Consider the following 21491-nt stretch of genomic DNA (forward strand, 5'->3'; position numbering starts at 1 on the left):
TTTTTCCGCCTTCCGTACCTTCTAGATATCGTTTTACTGCTTGTATTTTATCTTTTGAAGAAAATTTAGCCATAAAAAATGCACCTCCAATTGTTAGTTATGTGTCTAACAATTGGGGTGCACTTCAAATCAGTGGTCTTTTAAATGATTAAGCAGCTTTCTGTTCAGTTTGAGGAACAGGTTTTTGAAGCGAGTTGTAAACTCCTGTTCCGATAACGTCTAATGCCATTCTCATTCGTTCAGGTGAAATGTTTTCTAATACGTTATCTTGAGGTGTATGGTATACCTTCTCAATATGATAGATTAATGGGTTCCAACTATCGACACCCATCCAAATGAATAGAGCAGCAGGAATACCAGCTTCAGCAAATGGAACATGATCACTAGAACCGAATTTACCTTGTAGGATGAGGTTATTATTTAGTTGTTTACCTGCTTGCAAGGCAGCGTCTGTTACAAAGTTTGTAGAGCCATCAGGTGTCATAGCATATAAATTCTTTGCTTTATCATAATTTGTTGCAACCATGTCGGCGTTAAAGACACCTAAAATACGGTCGCGTTCTTTTTGGGATAGACTATTCACGTAATAATCCGAACCAAGTAATCCAGTTTCTTCAGAACCAAAGGTAATAAAGCGAATTTCTTTATCAGTTTCTACATTTTGAAAAGCACGAGCTAGTTCTAATACTAATCCAGTTCCAGAAGCATTATCATTTGCGCCAGGTGCTCCGACAACACTATCATAGTGCGAGCTTACAACGACTGCTTTTTCATTACCTGTACTCTTCTTTGGTTTCTTTTTGGCGATAACATTTAGAGATGTTAATTTAGATTCATGTCTCGCTTTTAGGGAAAGAATTGTTGTCCCTTTTTTAGCGATTTCTTCTTTAAATGCATTTCCTTGCGCATAAGCAAGACCAAAGACAGGGATAGATTGCTTTTTCATTAGGCGGGGATTGAAGGTTTGTCCATAATTTCCGCGTCCGCCAATTAAACTGTATAAAAGAACACCTTTTGCACCTTTGCTAACAGCATTTTCAACTTGTTTATTATAGTCGGTAACTGTCGTTCCTCTTTCAAATAAAACAATTTTACCGTTTACTTCATTTGGAATATCTTCTAATTTTGTCCCACCTTGAACAAAGATAAGGGGAGCTGTAACAGCTTCTGTAGAAATTAGTGCATTAGGAGCAGCACCAGCTTGCCAATTACGTTTTGTTGATAGGGGTGATTCAATGAATCCAACGTATTGATCGGGCACCTGAAATGGTTGATATTCTACTTCATAGCCCATTGATTTAAGCTGCATACCAATGTAACGAGAAGCCCATTCTTCGGATTTTGTTCCACCGGGGCGAGGACCAATTGTTTCAGATAAGAAACGAACATGTTCAATCGCGCGGTTTGGATCAATCTGTTTTGTAATAGATGGAGTTTGTGTAACCTCTGACGTGGAATCCGCTTTTGCTTGCCCAATTGGAGCTAAGCTAACAGCAAGTGATACAGCAAGCAAAGAGCTTACTATTTTTTGTTTCAATGATTTTCTCATTTTTTCCTCTCCTATTCTTCTATTCTCTCTGACTGACAAAAGAAGACGGATAATGACTTTATTTTACCTTCACACCTTTTATTTTTCAATATTCTGACATTGAGAAATAAAAAAACGATATATGCATATTTGCATATTTTTGAGGGAGATATGTATGCTATCATTTTAAACGAAGGTTCGCTTTCTACTCTGAAAGCTCCTACATTGCATGAATCTAGTGTACCCAAACTTTAGATTATGTAGAGGAATGGAACCACTGTAGGGTTTCATTTCTCATGTTTGAATCAGTTGATGGTAATTATGTTTCCGCATTTCATAATTATTATCAGTGATATATGTAAGGCATCCATATGAAAATAAGAGGCTGTTCAAAGGTTTTCCGTACTTTTGGGCAGCCTCACCCCGTTAAAAGGACGATACTTTATGTATCGTCCTTTTTGTATAAAAAAACATCCAATCAATTGAGAGATTGATTGGATGTGAAAAAATTATTAATAATTTTTTTTGCGTTTTGTAGCTAAAATACTTAATAATCCAGCTAGTAGAAGAACAATACCTACTGTTTGTGTAGGGTCTTCTTTATGACCTGTATTTGGAAGGTGCTTATCCGTATTTCGATCATCTTGCTGTTTGTTATCTGTTTTATTCGATGTTTCTTCGGAAGTTCCGTTTTCGTGTTTCTCAGGTGTTTCATTATTTTGTTCTTCAGAAGTTCCGTTTTCGTGTTTCTCAGATGTTTCATTGCCTTTGTTATCTTCTTTATTTGGAGGAGTAATTGGCTTGTCATCTCCACCTGAAGAAGATTCAATTTTTTTATTTGAAACTGTAATTTGTAGTGGCTTAGCTTGGGCTTTATCAATTGTAAAGTTTATTGGTGATGCATCTAATTGATAGCCTTTAGGAGCCTTTGTTTCTACTAATTGATAATTACCAGGTTTCAAATCATTTACGATTACTTTTCCGTGTTGATCTGTTTTTAAACCTTCTCGGATGACTTTTCCATCTTGGTCTAAAATATTGAAAATGGCACCTTCAAGTGTTCCATGGTGATCAATATCAACTTTAGTTAACTCAATTGAACCTGTTGTTAAACTATTTAAGGCTGTAACAGAGGTAACCTGAGATTGTCCTTTCGTAATTGTGAAAGGAATTGGTTTAACGTTTAAATCATAGCCAGTTGGAGCTTTCGTTTCAATGAACTGATAATCTCCCGGACGTAAATCAGAAACTGAAATCTTCCCATCTTTATCAGTAGTTAAATCAGTGCGAACAATTTTACCTTTCGCATCGATGATGTTAAACACTGCATCAGAAAGTTTTGTATCTGGATTTATATCATCCACTTTTATTAATTCTACAGCACCCTCAGTTAAGCTATTTGTAGCAGTAACTTGGAGCTTTTCTTTTTGGCTTTTCTTAATTGTAAACTTAATAGGTGTACTATCTAATTTATAGTGTTCAGGAGCTTTCGTTTCAATAAACTGATAGTCCCCAGGACGTAAATCAGAAACAGAAATTTTTCCATGTACATCTGTTGTAAGTTCAGTGCGAATGTCGTTACCATTCATATCAGTAATTTTAAATATCGCATCTTTAAGAGCAGTACCATCTACATCATCTACTTTAGAAAGTTCCACAGTGCCTTTCGTTAAGCTATTTGTAGCTGTAACGGAGATAGGATCAGCTTGGCTCTTTGTGATTGTGAATGGAATTGGCTCTTTGTTTAAATCATAGTGTTTCGGAGCCGTTGTCTCGATGAATTGATAATCACCAGGACGTAGGTCAGAAACGCTAATTTTACCTTGTTGATTCGTAACAAGATCTTTGCGAATTACAGTGCCATTCATATCCACAATTTTAAATACTGCGCCTTCAAGAGTAGTGCCATCGACGTCATCCACTTTAGAAAGTTCCACGCCGCCTTTTGTTAAACTATTTTTCATAGTAACGGTAGCAATATCTTTTTGGCTTTTTTCAATTGTAAATATAATTGGTTTTTTGTCTAAATCATAGTGTTCAGGGGCCGTTATTTCAACGAATTGATACGTACCAGGACGTAAGTTTTCGATAACGATTTTACCTTCACTGTTTGTTTTTAAATCTGTTTTAAGTACTTTGCCATCTTGATCTAGTAAATTAAATACCGCATCGGCAAGTTTTGTTTGAGTGTTTAAATCATCAACTTTAAGTAATTCGATACTACCTTGTTTTAAGCTATTTGTAGCAGTTAAAGAAATAACTTTCTTCTGTCCTTTTTCAATAGTGAATTTGATTGGTGTTTCATCTAAAACGTAATGCTTAGGAGCTTTCGTTTCGATGAATTGGTAATCACCAGGACGTAGGTCGTTAATTTCGATTATTCCTTGTTCATTTGTAACAAGGTCTTTATGAACTACATCACCGTTCATATTAACAATTTTAAATACTGCATCTTTAAGAACAGTGCCATCAATATCGTCTACTTTAGAAAGTTTAACTGCACCCTTTGTTAAAGCATTTGTAGCAGTGATATGAAGAGTTTCAGTTTGGCTCTTTTTAATTGTAAATACGATAGGTTTTTTATCTAAATCGTAATGTTCAGGAGCAATTGTTTCAACGAATTGATACGTACCAGGACGTAGATTTTCAACAACAATTTTACCTTCAGCATTTGTTTTTAAGCCTTCTTCAACTAGCTCACCGTCTGCATCTAATAAATTAAATACGGCGTTAGCAAGTTTTGTATTTATATCAATATCGTCAATCTTTGTTAGTTCAACGCTACCTTTTTTCAAAGCATTTTTGCCTGTAACATTGATCTCTTTCGTTTGACTTCTTTCAATTGTAAATGGAATCGTTGTTTCATCTAATACATAGTGCTCAGGAGCTTTTGTTTCAATGAACTGATAGTCTCCAGGGCGTAAATCAGAAACAGAAATTTTTCCGTTTTTATCTGTAACAAGATTCGTATGAACTTCCTTACCATTCATATCCACAATCTTAAAGATTGCACCTTCGAGCATCGTACGATCGATGTCATCAATTTTTGTTAATGTTACTGCACCTTTCTTTAAACTGTTAGTAGCGGTAACAGTAATATTCTCTTTTTGACTTTTTTCGATAGTGAACGGAATAGGGTCTTTGCTTAAGGTATAGTCTTTTGGAGCTTTTACTTCAATAAATTGATAGTCTCCAGGACGTAAATCAGAAGCAGTAATTTTACCGTTTTTATCAGTCGTTAAATCTTTTCGAATTACCTTTTTAGTATCATGAGCGTCAACGATTATAAATTCTGCACCTTCAAGAGTAGTGCCATCAACATCATCAACTTTTGTTAAAGTGACGCCACCTGTAAGTAAACTATTTTTTACAGTAACAGGGATAGGAAGATCTTCCTTACTACCTTTTTTAATTGTGAACTTAATAGGTGTTTTGTCTAATTTATAATGTTCAGGGGCTTTTGTTTCGATAAATTGATAATCCCCTGGTGCTAAATCAGGAATAACTAATACTCCGTGATCATCTGTTGTTAAATCTTTCATAATTTCTTTGCCAGTTGGGTCTTGCAATGTGAATACAGCGCCGGCAAGAGCTTTACTACTTTCCACATCATCTTCTTTAATAAGTTTAACTTTTCCTTTCGTTAAACTATTTTTAAATGTAAGTGGAAGGAGTTTTTGTTGTCCTTTTTCGATTGTAAATTCAATTGGTTCTACATTTACATCGTAATAAGTTGGAGCCTTTGTTTCGATAAGTTTATAGTTACCAGGACGTAAGTCATCTACAACTAGCATTCCTTTATTATTCGTAACAAGGTCCGTACGAACATCTTCATTAGTATCTCTATTAACGATTTTAAATACTGCACCTTCAAGTGTTTCCTTTTCATCTGCAGCATTCACTTTTGTTAACTCAATACCGCCTTTTGTTAAGCTGTTTTTAGCGGTAACAGTAGCCTGAGTTGTTTGACTTTCTGTAATCGTAAATTTAATTGGTTTTGTATTTTTGTCGTAATACTTCGGTGCTGTTACTTCGATAAATTTATAATCGCCAGGGCGTAAGCCAGTAGCGATAGCTTTACCATCCGCACCAGTTTTTACATTTTCGCGAATGACTTTCTTTTCATCATTTGCATCAACAATTTTAAATACAGCACCTTCAAGAGCTGTACCATCGATATCATCAACTTTTGTTAATTCAACATCTCCTGGTTTTAAAGCATTTTCAGCTTTCACAAGTAGAGTTTCTTTCTGACTTCTATCGATTGTAAATTCAATAGGTTCTGCTCGTAAAACGTAATGTTCAGGAGCAGCTATTTCAATGAATTTATACGTACCAGGACGTAGGTTACTAACTTTAACTTTACCGTGTTTATCAGTAGTTAAGTTAGTGTAAGGGGAAACGTCATTATTATTTGTATCGACAAGCTTGAATACTGCACCTTCAAGTGGTTTTTTCTCACCAAACTCATCAACTTTTAATAATTCAACTTCGCCCGTTTTTAAGCTGTTATTTGCCGTAACAGTAGCAAGAGCTTGTTGGCTTTTATCAATTGTAAACTCGATAGGGTTTGTACTTAACGTATAATCCTTAGGAGCTTCTGTTTCGATAAATTTATAAACACCAGGCTCTAGATCTTTAATGGTAACTTTTCCATCTGAACCTGTTTTTATATTTTCACGAATTACTTGTTTCTCGTCATTCGCATCGACAATTTTAAATACAGCACCTTCAAGGGCAGTGCCATCGACATCATCGACTTTCGTTAAAGTGACACCACCTTTAATGAGGTGATTTGTCGCGGTAACAGTAAGTGCTTTCTGTTGGCTTTTTTCAATTGTAAATTTAAGCGGTTTTTTATCTATTTCATAATGTTCAGGTGCTTTCTCTTCAACAAACTGGTACTCTCCAGGAAGTAAATTTTTCGCTTCGATTTGTCCGTTACCATTTGTCGTTAATTTGGTATAACCAGGAATTCTTTTGTTATTTTGGTCCCGTACACTAAATACAGCACCTTCTAAAGTATTACCCTCTTTATCAACTTTTGTTAGGATAGCTGAGCCTCTAATTAAGCTGTTTTGGGCCGTTTTATTGATTACTGTTGTTTGATCTTCCTCGATTGTAAATTCAATAAGTCGATCATCTAATTGATAATGCTCAGGAGCCTTTATTTCTTTTAAATAGTAAGTTCCTGGTTTTAAATTATCTACAGTAATTTGTCCTTTATCATTTGTTGTTAATTTTTCGTGTTCTGAAATTATTTTTTTATCTTTATCAAGTAGTGTGAAAACGGCACCTTGCAGTGTGACGTTTTTATTCAGGTCATCAGACTTTGTTAAAACTACTTTACCGACAAACTTCTTATTTGCAAGTTTATATGTTGTAGTCTCTTGTGTACCAAGTTCAACAATTTTTCCTTGTTTTAAATCCCAGCTAATTACATAGCCTTCAGGAGCCTTTGTTTCTTTTAATAAATATTTATCGCGTTTTAAATTATTAAATTTAGCGATACCGTCTTTGTCTGTTGTAATTTTACGGATAACAGTTTTACCTGTACGATCGTATAAAGTAAATTCTGCCCCAGCTAATAGTGCGTTTTTATTGTCGTTATCTACCTTTATAATTTCAAGGTTTCCACGGCCTTTAGTAGCAGATCCTCCGCCTGAACCAGAAGACATTCTCACTTCAATCGTTTCAGTAGTTTCTGTGTTTTTAACTGTCAACTTATTGCCTGTGATTTTCGCTTTATTACTTACTTTTTCTTTATCGTCTGCATTAATAAGTGAGCGATATTCTAAAATATAAGCTCGATCAATTTTTTTCAAGAAGGCAATTTCGAAATGTTGCTTTCCGGTATTATTGTCTGTTGTTATTTTGAGTTTATAGTCTGTTCCTTCTTTTAATTCGTTTACTGTATCTTTTGTTAAATTTCCATATGGATCAACAGTTGTAGGATATAAGTGGAATGAATCTTCCATAATTACCTGATTTTCGGTTGGGTCATCTGTTACAACGGCATCTGCAATGGTTGATTGGCTTTCGTTAATTGCGATACTCCAATTAATATAGTTGTCGTCTTGCACAGCTTTTTTAGTAACAAAGCTGCCACCTTTATTTACTTGAGTGTCACCTGTAAGGGTGTTTACAATTTTAGAGCCATCTTTTAAATCTGCCTCGTTTTTGTAGGTACCTTGGATAAGTTCACCATCAAGGCTTGTTTTAAAGATAATATAGTAAGGTGAATTAATTGATTGTTTGAAATGAACCTTTAGGGTGTTTTTATTGTTCTCTGTAGGTTCTTCAAGTTCATATTGCTCAGTTGGTACAGCATTACCAGGTTGTGCATTATTAGGATTTCCATTTAAAATCATATCGCGCACTTCAATGGATCCAGGCACTAACTTTTGTTTATCTTGTATGACGTCTATAACATAAGGATCTTTAATCTCAACATTATTATAGTTAAAGCCTATTATCCAAGTAATTTCCTTCGTTTGGGCGTTATAAGAACCGTATTTATAACCATTTGCTTTTGTGAAAGTATCAGGATCAAAATTAGCTTCAACTTGATTTGATTGTGGATTAGAATCCGTATCTATCCAAGATAGGTTACCTGTATTTTTAAATGAAGTTTTACCACTTTCTAGCTTTGTATAATCAAAGTCTGTCGTATATTTTACAACTAATGTCTTTGTCATATTAGACTGATACGTACCTATAAGAGTAATTTTGAAGCCTTTATCTGTTGTATCTAAAATATAGTCAGTCCCAGCCTGAAGGGTATAATTTCCGTCTTTAATTTCTAGTTTCTTATCTTTTAATTGTAATCCACCATGATCAAAGGTGTCCGTAATGATCGCGTTGTTTAATGGATAGTTGTTATTATTTACTATAATTGTCCAAGTTGTTGTTTTGTCTTTATAATTTGTTTCAGCTTTATTATTAGATTTAATAATATTTTGCTGCTTGAAGCTAGCTTCATTTTCTTTACTTGAATCATTATCAGCTGTAACTTTATTTTTTACTTTTCCATCTTCTATAACTTTATTAGTTGGCTTGGTTTTATAGGTAATCACATAAGCACTATTAATATCATCATTAAACTGTAAATCGAAGCCATTCTTCTTGTTACTTACAGTGTAATTATTAACAGCGTCTCCTGTTACAAGCGTTCCTTTTTCATTATATGAAGCGTTTTTTACAACAATAGAATTTGCATCTAGTTCGTGTGTATCGTCAAAAATATCTTTTAAAATCGCATCTGCTTTTTTGATCTCTCTTTGATCACCATTGTAAGTAATTGTCCACTCAATTGTTTGCGTCTTTGGATCATATTTACTTGTTTTATTTAAGTGTGTACCACGAGAAACCGTTACAGTAGAGCTTGCGTTTTGTTGCTTTTGATTATCACTCGTTATCGTAACGTTATTTCGGAAACTTTTAATATTTTCATCAGTAATTTTTGTGGCATATTCGATTTGATATGCTTTATTGATAGAATCTTTAAAAGCAATCTCCAATTTTGAGCCATCTGATGAAATAATATTGTAATCTGTTGGCTCAGCTTCTGCACCACGCGTTACATTCCCATTAACATCAACTTCTAAATAATAAACTTTAATAGAATCTTTATTTAAGTTTGTACCTTGTGGAATGTTATCTTTAAAAATAGCGTTTTTAAGGGTGTCTTGCGTTTTGTTCATCTCTACTTTCCAATTAATTTCATTTGTATTAATTGGTCTATCAGGTAATCCTTTTTTATTCGTAGCTGTTTGTACATTAGGCTTAAAGTCAACTGTAATAGAAACATCCTTATCTTTAATCGGGAAAGGAATTTCTTGTGTTGTTGTACCTTTAATTTCAGCTTTATTAAATTCTGTCTTTAATTGTAGGTTACCAGCAACATCTGGATGCTCTTCAACATAATCGTTGAATTTCATCGTGACTTTTCCATCTTTTGTAACAGTAAAATTACCAATTTGATGGTTTTCACTATCATATAAAGGACTGTTAATTGTATTGTAAATCTTAAAATGTTTAGGAAGATCAAAAATATAGTAATCTCCATTTTTCACATTCATTGACTTTAAAAGTTCCCATGTAAACTCAATATTGGCAGGGGAATCTGTACTTGGACGGTTATCCTCTGTAAATGGTTTTCCGTCTTTATCCGTCAACTTTACACCGGTTAAAATGTTTGTTGTTATTTGCTTTGGACCTGAATTTGTATTCTCAGCAGGGTCGCTTGATAGCTTTTGTTCTGGATTGTCAGTAGCAATTTTAGCTGCTAGGTTTTGTTCCGGATTATCAGTGGCAGTTTTAGCTGCTGGGTTTTGTTCCGGATTATCAGTGGCAGTTTTAGCTGCTGGGTTTTGTTCCGGATTATCAGTGGCAGTTTTAGCTGCTGGGTTTTGTTCCGGATTATCGGTAACAGTTTTAGTTGCTGGGTTTTGTTCCGGATTATCAGTAACAGTTTTAGTTGCTGGATCTTGCTCCGGATTGTCAGTAACAGGTTTAGCTACTGGATCTTGCGCTTGTTTATTAGTATCCTGTTTGGTGCCATCTTCTTTAGAGTTTTCTACTTGAACAGGAACTGATATAGGCTGAACCATTGTTCCTAAAGGAAAAGCGATTTGAACTGATTTTTCCCCAGTTTTTAAAGTTGAGTTAAACACGGTATCAACTTTAATTTTTCCTTTAGCGTCTTTCAAATTTTCTACTTGATCATTAAATATTAATTTTAGTTTATTATCTTTAGCTGTTATAAAATATTGACCAATATTTTTTTGATCTGTTACTAAATCCCCTTGCAAATCTTTAGATACTTTTAATGCAAGTGGTATTTGAACTACTGCTGTATCATTTGCGTGTGCAACTTGTTGATCCTTTATTGACCAAGCGTATTCTACTTGAATGGTTGATCCTATCTTTATTAAATTGTTAGGATTTTTTGCTTCGTCAATAATATGATTCGTCGCATCTTTCATTTCAACAGTGTCAAATAAGGAATCTCCTGTTAAGGTTTCCGCTTTTACTTGATTGTATGGAAAACTAGCAAGTTGCGAAAATAGTACGAATACAATTAAACATACATTAAAAAGTTTTTTCATTTTTCCTCCTCTGAACATTCATTTGTCCATTGGGGACTTATTCCACATGAACAAATGGAATATTAAAAGTATTTGTTATAAGCTATTTATTTTTGTTATCCCTCCGTTTCTATACGCGTTCTCAGACAAACAGAATTATGTTCAAAGCAATATTATTTAACGTAAAACAAAATGTATATTTACACAGTTCTATGGAAATATACACAATTCGACAAAAAATGTCGAAAAAAATACTGATATAAATAATGATATCAGACCTTTATATGTGAGATAGTTTTCATGTATATCTAGTAAAAAAGAATGGTTATAAAGGTAAGTTTTACGATACATACTAACCAATGTAGTGTATCCCTTTGTGAAGGCTTATTTTTGCCTTAAAGTTATGTGGAAATAAAAATCTAGATAGGGTTGGTTTTGGTCAGAATGAAGACAATATGTACTTTGAAAATAGTCATTTATTTTGTCTAAAGAGAGTTGTGCGATTAGTGGACCGAAGTTGAAAGGTGATAGTTTCTTACATTGTTAGAGAAATATAAGGATTACAGAATATTCGACTAACACGTTACTACGGTCATTTTTGAGCCTGTTTAAACAATAGGAAAGAAGGTGTTTTACTCCTTAGTTACAATATCTTTTTAGTAAAGATAAGCTTAAGTAACCTCCGCTAAAGATTATATACTTAAATGATAAAGAGTTCAACACTAGTTCACATATTTTCCCAAAAATAAAAAACGGCTGTTTTATGTGGAATAAATCTACAAAACAGCCGTTTTTGGTATTAGATTTCTGTTAAGATTATTGGTTCACCGCGTGTTACGACAACGGTATGTTCACATTGTGCAACAAGACTTTTATCTGGTGTAACGAATGTCCAACCATCGTCACCACGTTCAATAATATGATCAGCTTTCATAGAGATGAACGGTTCTACAGCGATAACAAGACCGTCTTTTAGAAGCGCATTATCCATTGGGTCATAGTAACTTAAAATGTGATTTGGTGCTTCATGTAAGCTAAGACCAATGCCGTGACCAGTTAAGTTTTGGATAACATTGTATCCACTTTTATGTGCGAAGTTTGAAACAGCACGACCAATTTGATTTTGTTTTGAGCCAGCTCTAACCTTTTTCATTGCTGCCCAAAATGCATCAACCGCTGCTTGGCAAAGTTTTTCTTTTGCCTCGTCTTCTCCAAGAACAAATGAAATGCCTGTATCTGCATAATAGCCATCAAGTGCAGCGGATACATCGACGTTTACTAAGTCGCCTTCTTTTAATACACGATCTCCTGGAATACCATGAGCAACTTCTTCATTTACACTAATGCAAGTTACACCTGGAAAATCATATTCTTTTTCAGGTGCAGAAATAGCACCATGCTCATCTAATACTTTTTTACCGATCAAATCAAGCTCTTTCGTTGTCATACCTGGCTTCGCTTGTTTTTTCATTTCTTCACGTGCAAGCGCAACGATGCGGCCGATTTTTCGTAAGCCTTCTAAATCTTGTTCATTACGAATAATCATGAAAACCACTGTCCTTCCTCGAATATATATCTTATCCGATTGTATCATGTTTATTTTCGTCCTGCTACTCGCTTGCGGTATGGGGGCTGATTCCTCTCATAAAGAATACATGACAATTGTCATATCGATGTCATGACGCATCATACTGTTTCCTAAGTTTTCCAAGGAATACAATGTAAATATAAGAAACAGCGGGGGTGGAGAGATGGAAAAGATTATTGAAGTAAATGATGTTTCTAAAACATTTAAACATAAAAACGCAGTAAATAATGTTTCATTTCATGTAAATAAAGGGGAAATAGTAGCGTTGCTTGGTCCAAATGGTGCGGGGAAAACAACGACGATGTCGATGATGCTTGGATTAAAGGAACCAACGGAAGGTAAGGTCTCTATATTTGGAAAGAGTCCAAAGCATAGAGATGTTCGTAATAGCCTCGGTGCGATGCTGCAAGAAGTAAGTGTCATTGATAGTATTACGGTGGAAGAGGCAATTGAGTTATTCCGTAGTTATTATACGAATCCTATAGAGAAAGAAACGTTACTGCAGTTAGCAAATTTAGAATCAGAGCGAAAGCAAAGATGTGAGAAATTATCAGGTGGGCAAAAAAGAAGGTTAAACTTTGCGCTTGCACTTGCGGGAAATCCGGATTTGTTATTTTTAGATGAGCCGACAGTCGGAATGGATATTACGTCTCGAAGAACGTTTTGGGAAACGATTCGAAAGTTAGCAAGTGAAGGGAAAACGATTATTTTAACGACGCATTATTTAGAAGAAGCAGATGCTTTAGCAAATCGTATCTTATTATTTGCGAACGGAAAGATTATCTCAGATGGTACACCAGACGAAATGAAAGCAACGATTTCGAGAAAAACAATCACATTTTACTCAAAGGAAAGCATTCCTACAAAATTACTAAAGGAATTACCAAATGTAATAGAAGTAAAGTCAAACGAAGGCCGCTTCATTTTAACAACGGAGGATACGGATGCAACTTTAAAAGCCATTTATCAAAGGAGTTTACCTGTAACAGATGTTTCAGTTGAACGTGGAAGCCTTGATGAGGCATTTGAACAGTTTGTCGCAAATCAGAAGGAGGAAATCGCATGAGAGCGTTATGGATGCAGTGTAAAATAGAAATTTTACGTACATTCCGCAATAAATTATTTATCTTTTTCTCATTATTAATGCCTGTTATGTTTTACTACATTTTTACAAATGTTGTTCAAGTACCACAAAACGGAGATGCGTGGAAAGCACATTATTTAATTTCGATGGCAACTTTCAGTATTGTAGGGACTGCACTCTTTAGTTTCGGTGTGAGACTTTCTCAGGAAAAAGGGCAAGGATGGACACATCTTTTAAAAATTACACCGCTTCCAGAGGGAGCATATTTAACAGCGAAAATTATCGCTCAAACAGTAGTAAATGCTTTTTCAATATTAGTTATCTTTATTGCAGGGATACTAATTAATCATGTTGAGTTAACGGTAGGGCAATGGATTGGTGCGGGGTTATGGTTATTGTTAGGGGTAACACCATTTTTAGCGTTAGGAACAGTAATAGGTTCCATTAAGAAGGCGGACGCAGCTGCTGGCTTAGCAAATATTTTAAATATGAGTTTAGCTATAGTTGGCGGGTTATGGATGCCGATTGAAGTATTCCCCAAAATATTAAGAACGATTGGTGAATGGACACCAACATACCATTTCGGAAGTGGTGCGTGGGATATTGTAGCTGGAAAATCAATTGGATGGGAAAATATCGCGGTATTAGGAGGTTATTTCCTTATATTTGTTGTAGTATCAATATATATAAGAAAAAGACAGGAAGCGGTATAAATGATAGAGAAGAAGAGGATTGAGATTTTTCCGAAACATATGGGATTCTTTCCGTACATGTGGTTTGTTTATCTATTATTTCCAATTTATCACTTAGCACAAGCATCAGGATGGAAGCTTGTGCTAGGGAGCGGTATGTTGATACTTTTTATTATCACATACCGTCAGCTTTATTTTGTTCAGAAGACGTTTATTTTATGGGCATGCATTCAAATGATACTCATTTTTTTATTTGCTTTATTTTATAATCCTTTTATGATATTTTTTGGCTTTTTCACAGCAAGTGCGATGGGATTTGCGCCGAATAAGAAAGTATTTCAAGTGCTGTTATGCTCGTTAGTTATAATGCTTGGAGCATTTGTATTTGTAAATATAAATCAACTAACACCAACAAGTTTAGTAAATATCGTCCCGATGTTTATTTTAATGCTTCTTACGCCATTTGGTATGCGTAATTTTAATCAGAAAAAGATGTTAAGAAATCAATTAGATGAGGCGAACGAGCAAATTAAAGACTTAGTAAAACGGGAAGAACGGCAGCGGATTGCAAGAGATCTTCATGACACATTAGGACATACGCTATCTCTTATTACTTTGAAAAGCCAGCTTGTAGAGAAGTTAATTGTGAAAAATCCGGAGCGTGCAAGTGCGGAAGCGAAGGAAATTACACAAACGTCTCGTACAGCCTTAAAACAGCTGAGAGAATTAATTTCTGATATGCGTATGATTACGGTAGAAGAAGAGCTAGAGCAAATAAAAGCAATCTTACAAGCAGCTAATATTGAATTAGAAGTGAGGCAAGAAGCAAGATCGAGCTCGTTATCACCAATTGAACAAAATATTGTCGGGATGTGTTTACGTGAGGCCGTTACAAATGTTGTAAAACATAGTAAGGCGACGCGGTGCGCAGTTTCTGTATTAGAATCACAAGGTGAACTAATTTTGAAAGTAGAAGATAACGGAATTGGTTTAACAGATCAAAATCATGATGGAAATGGTATTCGCGGCATGAAAGAACGAATTGCTCTTATTGATGGATTTGTTGAACTAGGTACAATCAATCCAGGGACGTTGTTAACAGTAAAAGTTCCAGTTGTTATTAGAACAGGAAAAGATGAGGTGAGGGCATGATCCGAATTATTATTGCAGAAGATCAGCGGATGCTTCGTGGTGCGTTAGGGGCTCTGCTTGATCTAGAAGATGATATCGAAGTAATTGGACAAGCGGCAAACGGGGAAGAGGCGCTAAAATTAATTGAATCGTTAAAACCGGATATAAGTATTATGGATATTGAAATGCCGATTCAAAGTGGATTGGATGTCGCTGAGACTTTAAAGAAAGAAAAATCATCATGCAAAGTAATGATTTTAACAACATTTGCACGGCCGGGATATTTTGAACGAGCAATGAAAGCTGGTGTGCACGGCTATTTATTAAAGGATAGCCCAAGTGAAGATTTAGCGGCAGCAATTCGTAATGTAATGAAGGGGAAACGAGAGGTCTCCCAAGATTTAATGTTTGGTTTATGGCAGGAGCAAAATCCGTTGTCAGATCGCGAAAAGGAAGTATTGTTGCTTGCGAAAGAAGGAAAGACGGCAAACGAAATTGCGAAGGCACTTTATCTTTCGCCGGGTACAGTACGTAATTATATTTCTGAAGTATTAGCGAAGCTTGATGCGAAAAATAGAATTGAAGCAATTACAATTGCGGAAGAAAAGGGTTGGATATAAAAAGAAGGTTACCTATGAGAGGTAACCTTCTTTTTATAATTATTGTACTTCTATTACTTGATTTACTTTTTGTAACGGTTTGTAACCGTGTGCTTCAAATGCCTTTGCAAATTCATTTGATACGGCAGTGCCATATAAATCTTTTGCAGCTTGTACAATATGAGATTGAAGTGATTCAAAGTCTTCAGCGGAAGTTGCATAATTTTGCAATGCACGCATAACAACTTTACTTACTTTTTCATTGCCTTGTTTTTGAACAGCAACACCGTTATATGTTTTACCTTCAGCTAATTGATATAATACGTGACTGATAATACCAGAATTCACGTGTGATTCTTGATTATTACCATCGTTATAGAAATCTTGTAAATTTGTATATAATTTATGACCGCCGTCACCAATTTCCCTTGGGATATCACGAATTGTTAGGCCACCTAATGTATCGCCCATAATCCAGTTTCCTTTATCTTTCTTTACGTAATATTCGATTTGTGTACCCCAGAAATCCGCTAATCCCTCGTTTAGTGCAGATGTTTCAGCGCTTGGATATCTCACGACTTTATTTTTCGTCGTGCCACTGAATACAGCATGTCCAAATTCATGAGCTGTTACATCAAGAGCGGATGTTAGTTTTCCGCCTAAACCATCACCAAATACCATTTGGTTCCAAGCGGGATGCCAAAATGCATTTACATAGTCTTCTTTTACACCATCACTAACTTCAGTAGAATCAAAACCGTGTACACTAGCAACAACTTTTGAATCTTTATTGTCGTAACTTTTTAGATTATGTTCTTTCTTAAAGTAATCGTAAATATCACTCATATTCTTCATAGCGCCCGCGGCTTCTTTATCTGCAAAATTAGGAGTACTACTTGAAATTAGTGTCCCTGGATAACCAGCTTGACTATATCCTCCGAGGGAATCGGCGTAGTTTGCATTATAAATATAAATACCATTTCCGCGTGATAAATCCGCTAAATAAAATTTCCCATCAGTTCCTTTGGCAATATTGAAAGAGATGTTTTCTTGAAGTGCATTTTTCCCAGTTCCTTGCTCACTTGCAGGGGATAATCTAGGTGATGTTACTTGATTTATAGTCTTATTCTCTTTGTTTTTAATGAACTTTTCTTGGAAAAGTACTTCGCCAGTTTTTAGATCAACGATAGCATTGCCGTTTATAATTTGTTCATTGTTTTCATAAGTAAATGTAATAACAGTTGCGAATGTATAATAGCCATCTTTTTTCTTATAAACAACGGTTTCGCTAGAGAATTCTGTCTCAACTGCATCACTTGGAATTTGAACTATATCGCGTAATTTAGATTTTACTTCATTTTTCGACAAAAAATTTGTTATAGTAAGATTAGGTTGTTGATTTAAATTCTGAACAACTTTACCACTAACAGTTGTGATCACTCCATTTTTATCTACTTTTACAATGAGATCTTGGCCATATACTTTATAGTTTTTATATGTTTGTGCAAGGCGAACTTCGGTTTGATTTTCTTTGGTTTCTTTATTTGTAGGTTGGAAATCTACATTTTTTTCAGTAGTGACTTGTTCTTGTTGAGCTTTCGCCCCATTTACCTCACCTTTTAAATACTTTTTAGCAATATTTTCTTTCGTATCATTTTGAGGTTGTGTTAATTTCCCGATTGTTAAACCAGGCTGAGCAATTTCAACTTTGACTACACTTTTGTCTAATTCTTGAGCATGAATAGCTTCTGTTGATAAAGGGCAAAGAAGACCGAATGTAACGAAAGCACTAGCAAGTTTTCTATAATTCATCTATAACACTCCTAATCTATTATTGTATGTGAGATGAATTGTATGAAAAATTTGCCGAATTATATATATATTATGCATTATTTCATATCAAAAATTGTCGAATTCACATTATTGTAGTGGTATGACAACTTAAAAAATTAGATTGTTATAATGGGATGGTGAGTAAGTATGCACGCAGAAAAATTAGGAAGTGAAATTAAGAAAATTAGGGTGATGAGAGGATTAACACAAAAACAGTTATCCGAGAACATATGTCATCAATCGGAAGTAAGTCGAATTGAATCGGGCGCGGTATACCCAAGTATGGATATATTGCAAGGTATTGCAGCAAAATTACAAGTTCCCATCATTCATTTTTATGAGGTACTTATTTATTCTGATATTGAGAGGAATAAGCAGTTAAAAGATCAAATTATTCTGCTTTGTAAGCAAAAAAAATATAAAGAAATTTATAATAGAGTATGCAATGAATTGAAAAAGGAAGAATATCATCCCGAGCTTCAGCAATTTCTTCAATGGCAATATTATGTAGCTGCTTACGTATTGAAAAAAATCGATTACGAATATTGCATTTTAGAATTAAAGAAATTGCTCAATCAACAACTGGTAGGAATAGATGTATATCAGAACCTTTATATTGAAAACGCAATTGCAAACATTTATGCTGAAAACGGCTATTTGAAGCAGGGTATTGATTTGTTTGAAAATATATTAAAACAATTAGAGGCATTGCATGATAATAAAGAGTTTGATGTGAAGGTGAGACATAATCATGCAAAAGCATTATACATAGACAATCAATACGAAGAAGCGCTTTGTCACGCAAATAAAGCCATTGACCTATCGTGTCGAATTAACAGTATGACATTGATTGGACAGTTATACTTTCGAAAAGGTGAATGCTTAGCAAAACTTGGGTGTGATAGAGCAGAAATTGAAGATGCTTACGAAAAAGCATGCTTCTTTTTTGATATATTAGGAAACCATGAATTAAAAGAATCACTTATTAAAAAAATGAAGAAATAAAAAAGACATAAAGAACAAATATGCATAATTGCATAAAATCTGGATAATTTTTCATGATATATTTAAAGAAAAAATGCGGGTGATGGAATATGAAAAAACTACTTATTGGTAGTTTACTAACGTTAGCGATGGCATGGGGTATTTCATTAGGAGATACAGCATTAGAGAAAAACCAAATAATTTCTCATAATAATCAAGAGATACAATTAGCTAATGAAGTACCTTTTGAGTTCTAAAAAACAACCGTCTTACTTAGACGGTTGTTTTTTTATGGAGTAACATCCAAACGTCTTTACTAGAAACAGGTTTGCTAATAAAGAATCCTTGAATGTGATCACAATTTTGTTTATGTAAAAATTTCCATTCTTCTTCTGTTTCTACACCTTCTGCAATCACTTCTAAATTTAGTTCTTTTGATAGTGTAATAATGGAAGAGACAATTGCTTCTTCTAAAGGGCTAGTTGTAATTCCACAAATAAACTCTCGAGCGATTTTTAATGTGTTGATTGGATATTTTGTTAAATAAGCTAAAGAACTATAACCAGTTCCAAAGTCGTCGATTGAAATTTGAATACCGAGATTTTGAAGTTGTTCTAGTTTTGCAACTACAGATTGATTTTGATTAATTGCGATGCTTTCCGTAATTTCAATATCTAGTGCTTCTGGTTTCAGTTCTGTTTCTTCCAACACCTTTGAAATAGTTGGGATTAAATCTGCATGGTTAAATTGAACAACAGATAAATTTACACCAACTTTTAAGTGAGAGAAACCTTGATTATGCCATCTTTTTGCCTCTAAACAGGCAGTACGTAAAATCCAATTGCCAAGTTCAATAATAAAACCAGTTTCCTCTGCTAGAGGAATAAATTGGGCAGGAGATACGATACCGAGTTTTGGATGCTTCCAACGTATTAATGCTTCAAAACCGATAATTTGTTTTGTTTTTGTGCTTACTTGTGGCTGGTATTCAAGGAAAAATTCATTTTGTTGTAATGCTTTTGAAAGTTCACCTTCTAAGAATTGAATTTCATTTTGAGCGATACTCATTTCTTTTGAGAAGAAAACAAATCGGTTTTTTCCATTTGCTTTCGCACGATACATAGCCATATCAGCATTTTTCATTAATTCATTTACATCAGTTCCATAATCAGGGTACATCGCAATTCCAATACTTGGTGTAATAGAGAGTTCTTCGCCTTGAATGAAGAATGGTTTGTTTAAAATAGTTAAAATCTGTTCAGCTATAAAAATTGCACTTTTTTCTGAGTACATTTCTGGTAACAGAATTGTAAACTCATCTCCACCTTGGCGAGCGACGATATCTTTTGAACGCAAGCAACCGCGTAATCTTTTTGCTACTTCAATTAATAATAAATCTCCAACGTCATGGCCAAGTCTATCGTTAATTTTTTTAAATCGATCTAAATCAAGGAATATGACGGCGACATCATTTGCGTTAGTTTGGGCTGTATTTAAAATGGCTTTTAAATCTTTTTCGAACTTTCGACGATTTGGTAATCCAGTAAGTGCATCGTGAAAGGCTAAATGCTCTACTTGTTTTTGTTTTTCATATAGAGTGGTAATATCACGCGCTATCCCAAACATTCCGACCACTTCTTTGTTTATAAAAGTAGGGATAAGTGTAATATGAAGATAATAATAATAGCCTTCTTGTTCTTTTGTACGAACTTCTAACGTTTGTGGCCTACCTTCCTTTGTAATTTGTAAAGCCTTCTTTAGTAGTTCGTGGTCTTTTGAATCAATGAAGTGTACCAGAGAATAGCTTGCTACTTCACAATAATAGGCAGTAAATAAGCTTTCGCATGCCTTATTAGATTGTTGAAAAATGCCATTCATATTTAAAGAGAAAACGGCATCGGGATGATCTTCGAATAAAGACTTATAGCGTTGTTCACTTTTTGATAATGCAAATGCACCTTCTTCAACTTCGTCCTCTAGTTGTGTAGTCAACTGTTCATATGTAAGGATTAGTGCTTGATTATCTTTCCACATGTAAAGTTGCCGCAAGAATAACAAAATAAGTGATAATACGAGACCAATTAACATAAATTTATCATCCCAAGGTTGAATGATAATAAAGGAAAAAGTAATAATTATACTAAAATAAGGTAGTATAAAACGTACATAATCGAATCGATAATATTTTGCTTTCGTTTCATGTTGCATTGGTTTATCCAAGATATATAGTATGGAAGAAAGTCCAATTAATAAAATAGAAGCAGTGTGTATTAAATAATTAAATTCAGGAGAAGTTTTCATCCCAAAATTTAATTGAAACAGATGAATGTAACCGTATACGAGTATAATAGTGAAACCGATAATTAATGCGATTCTACTCGAAGAATATTGTTCTCTTCTATATAGACTAATAACGGCGTAAATTACTAATGATTGTGCAATGAAATAGCCAATTAAAATCCAAGTTTCCTTTGTTAACATACGGAAGTTTGAAAGGTCCAAGATAAAAGTTAAAGTGAAATAAATGTTCATAATAACAATAAAGATGCTATCGAATGAAAATTGAGCAAGACCCTTAATAGAGTAAATTTTTATAAACTTTATAGCAAATCCAACAAAGAGTAAAACATATTGTATGATAAAAAAAGGTAATGCTTTATATGAGAATATAACTTGCTTATGAATAGAAAGTGAAGGAAGAAATAAAGTTATTTCCATAGCTAACCCGCATAGACAAGTACATAATAATAAAATCCAAAATAATTTATCACCATGCGTCATTTTTCTAATCGCTTTACATAAGCAATAGCAAGAAAAAAGTGCAGCGAAACAGAATAAGAAAAGAATCCCGATTTCTTTTATATTCGACTCATTTGGTATAAGGAATATCCAAAGAGCAAATATAAATATGTATATTATGACAGATTGTATATATTTTTTTTGATTAATCATATTGTGACTCC

11 protein-coding genes are annotated in these 21491 nt (G+C 34.3%); 6 read left to right on the forward strand and 5 right to left on the reverse strand.

What is annotated here, in order from left to right:
- Positions 1 to 148 precede the first annotated feature (148 nt).
- From D1166_RS21420 to map, 3 genes are all read right to left on the reverse strand, one after another.
- Complete coding sequence (locus D1166_RS21420) at positions 149 to 1549, reverse strand: M28 family metallopeptidase (protein WP_001232226.1); 1401 nt, start codon at positions 1547 to 1549, stop codon at positions 149 to 151.
- Between the two features lie 491 nt (positions 1550 to 2040).
- Entirely contained in the window at positions 2041 to 10638 is an 8598-nt protein-coding gene (locus D1166_RS21425) for a SpaA isopeptide-forming pilin-related protein (protein ID WP_118043421.1), read from the reverse strand.
- A 778-nt stretch (positions 10639 to 11416) separates the two neighbouring features.
- On the reverse strand, positions 11417 to 12211 hold the full coding sequence (gene map / locus D1166_RS21430; protein ID WP_003313889.1) for a type I methionyl aminopeptidase: 795 nt from the start codon (positions 12209 to 12211) through the stop codon (positions 11417 to 11419).
- Positions 12212 to 12368: 157 nt separating this feature from the next.
- On the opposite strand from map, the gene D1166_RS21435 reads away from it, so the two are divergent.
- The 4 genes from D1166_RS21435 to D1166_RS21450 are packed head-to-tail and all read left to right on the forward strand — an operon-like array spanning position 12369 to position 15732.
- Positions 12369 to 13271 carry an ABC transporter ATP-binding protein gene (locus tag D1166_RS21435; RefSeq protein ID WP_000411111.1) on the forward strand — a complete coding sequence of 301 codons (903 nt, stop codon included), beginning with the start codon at positions 12369 to 12371 and terminating at the stop codon, positions 13269 to 13271.
- On the forward strand, positions 13268 to 14002 hold the full coding sequence (locus D1166_RS21440; protein ID WP_001202427.1) for an ABC transporter permease: 735 nt from the start codon (positions 13268 to 13270) through the stop codon (positions 14000 to 14002). Before D1166_RS21435 ends, D1166_RS21440 begins: the two co-directional genes overlap by 4 nt.
- A complete protein-coding gene (locus D1166_RS21445; RefSeq protein WP_097855685.1) occupies positions 14003 to 15133 on the forward strand; it encodes a sensor histidine kinase in 1131 nt (376 codons plus the stop codon).
- Positions 15130 to 15732 carry a response regulator transcription factor gene (locus D1166_RS21450; RefSeq protein WP_000619250.1) on the forward strand — a complete coding sequence of 201 codons (603 nt, stop codon included), beginning with the start codon at positions 15130 to 15132 and terminating at the stop codon, positions 15730 to 15732. Before D1166_RS21445 ends, D1166_RS21450 begins: the two co-directional genes overlap by 4 nt.
- Before the next feature lie 39 nt (positions 15733 to 15771).
- On the opposite strand, the gene D1166_RS21455 is transcribed toward D1166_RS21450, so the two are convergent.
- A complete protein-coding gene (locus D1166_RS21455; RefSeq protein WP_001109515.1) occupies positions 15772 to 17523 on the reverse strand; it encodes a M4 family metallopeptidase in 1752 nt (583 codons plus the stop codon).
- Between the two features lie 168 nt (positions 17524 to 17691).
- Here D1166_RS21455 and D1166_RS21460 point away from each other — a divergent pair, with 168 nt between their 5' ends.
- Positions 17692 to 18549: a helix-turn-helix domain-containing protein gene (locus D1166_RS21460; RefSeq protein WP_000542925.1), complete on the forward strand. Its 858-nt coding sequence runs from the start codon at positions 17692 to 17694 to the stop codon at positions 18547 to 18549.
- Between the two features lie 89 nt (positions 18550 to 18638).
- Positions 18639 to 18785, forward strand: a complete 147-nt coding sequence (locus D1166_RS21465) for a quorum-sensing peptide PapR (protein WP_000734726.1) — start codon at positions 18639 to 18641, stop codon at positions 18783 to 18785.
- A gap of 16 nt (positions 18786 to 18801) precedes the next feature.
- On the opposite strand, the gene D1166_RS21470 is transcribed toward D1166_RS21465, so the two are convergent.
- The gene (locus D1166_RS21470) at positions 18802 to 21480 is read right to left on the reverse strand and encodes a DUF4084 domain-containing protein (protein ID WP_000609929.1); all 2679 of its coding nucleotides are present in this window, start codon (positions 21478 to 21480) and stop codon (positions 18802 to 18804) included.
- Positions 21481 to 21491: the final 11 nt, after the last annotated feature.

Source organism: Bacillus sp. ISO11 (assembly GCF_003458115.1).
In the GTDB taxonomy this organism is placed as follows: domain Bacteria; phylum Bacillota; class Bacilli; order Bacillales; family Bacillaceae_G; genus Bacillus_A; species Bacillus_A cereus.

Bases quoted from the DNA above. Each gene is read 5' to 3' on its own strand.
- D1166_RS21440 (WP_001202427.1), top strand. From the start codon at position 13,268: ATGAGAGCGTTATGGATGCAGTGTAAAATAGAAATTTTACGTACATTC.
- D1166_RS21465 (WP_000734726.1), top strand. From the start codon at position 18,639: ATGAAAAAACTACTTATTGGTAGTTTACTAACGTTAGCGATGGCATGG.
- D1166_RS21425 (WP_118043421.1), bottom strand. From the start codon at position 10,638: ATGAAAAAACTTTTTAATGTATGTTTAATTGTATTCGTACTATTTTCG.
- D1166_RS21450 (WP_000619250.1), top strand. From the start codon at position 15,130: ATGATCCGAATTATTATTGCAGAAGATCAGCGGATGCTTCGTGGTGCG.
- D1166_RS21435 (WP_000411111.1), top strand. From the start codon at position 12,369: ATGGAAAAGATTATTGAAGTAAATGATGTTTCTAAAACATTTAAACAT.
- D1166_RS21470 (WP_000609929.1), bottom strand. From the start codon at position 21,480: ATGATTAATCAAAAAAAATATATACAATCTGTCATAATATACATATTT.
- D1166_RS21420 (WP_001232226.1), bottom strand. From the start codon at position 1,549: ATGAGAAAATCATTGAAACAAAAAATAGTAAGCTCTTTGCTTGCTGTA.
- D1166_RS21455 (WP_001109515.1), bottom strand. From the start codon at position 17,523: ATGAATTATAGAAAACTTGCTAGTGCTTTCGTTACATTCGGTCTTCTT.
- D1166_RS21445 (WP_097855685.1), top strand. From the start codon at position 14,003: ATGATAGAGAAGAAGAGGATTGAGATTTTTCCGAAACATATGGGATTC.
- D1166_RS21460 (WP_000542925.1), top strand. From the start codon at position 17,692: ATGCACGCAGAAAAATTAGGAAGTGAAATTAAGAAAATTAGGGTGATG.
- map (WP_003313889.1), bottom strand. From the start codon at position 12,211: ATGATACAATCGGATAAGATATATATTCGAGGAAGGACAGTGGTTTTC.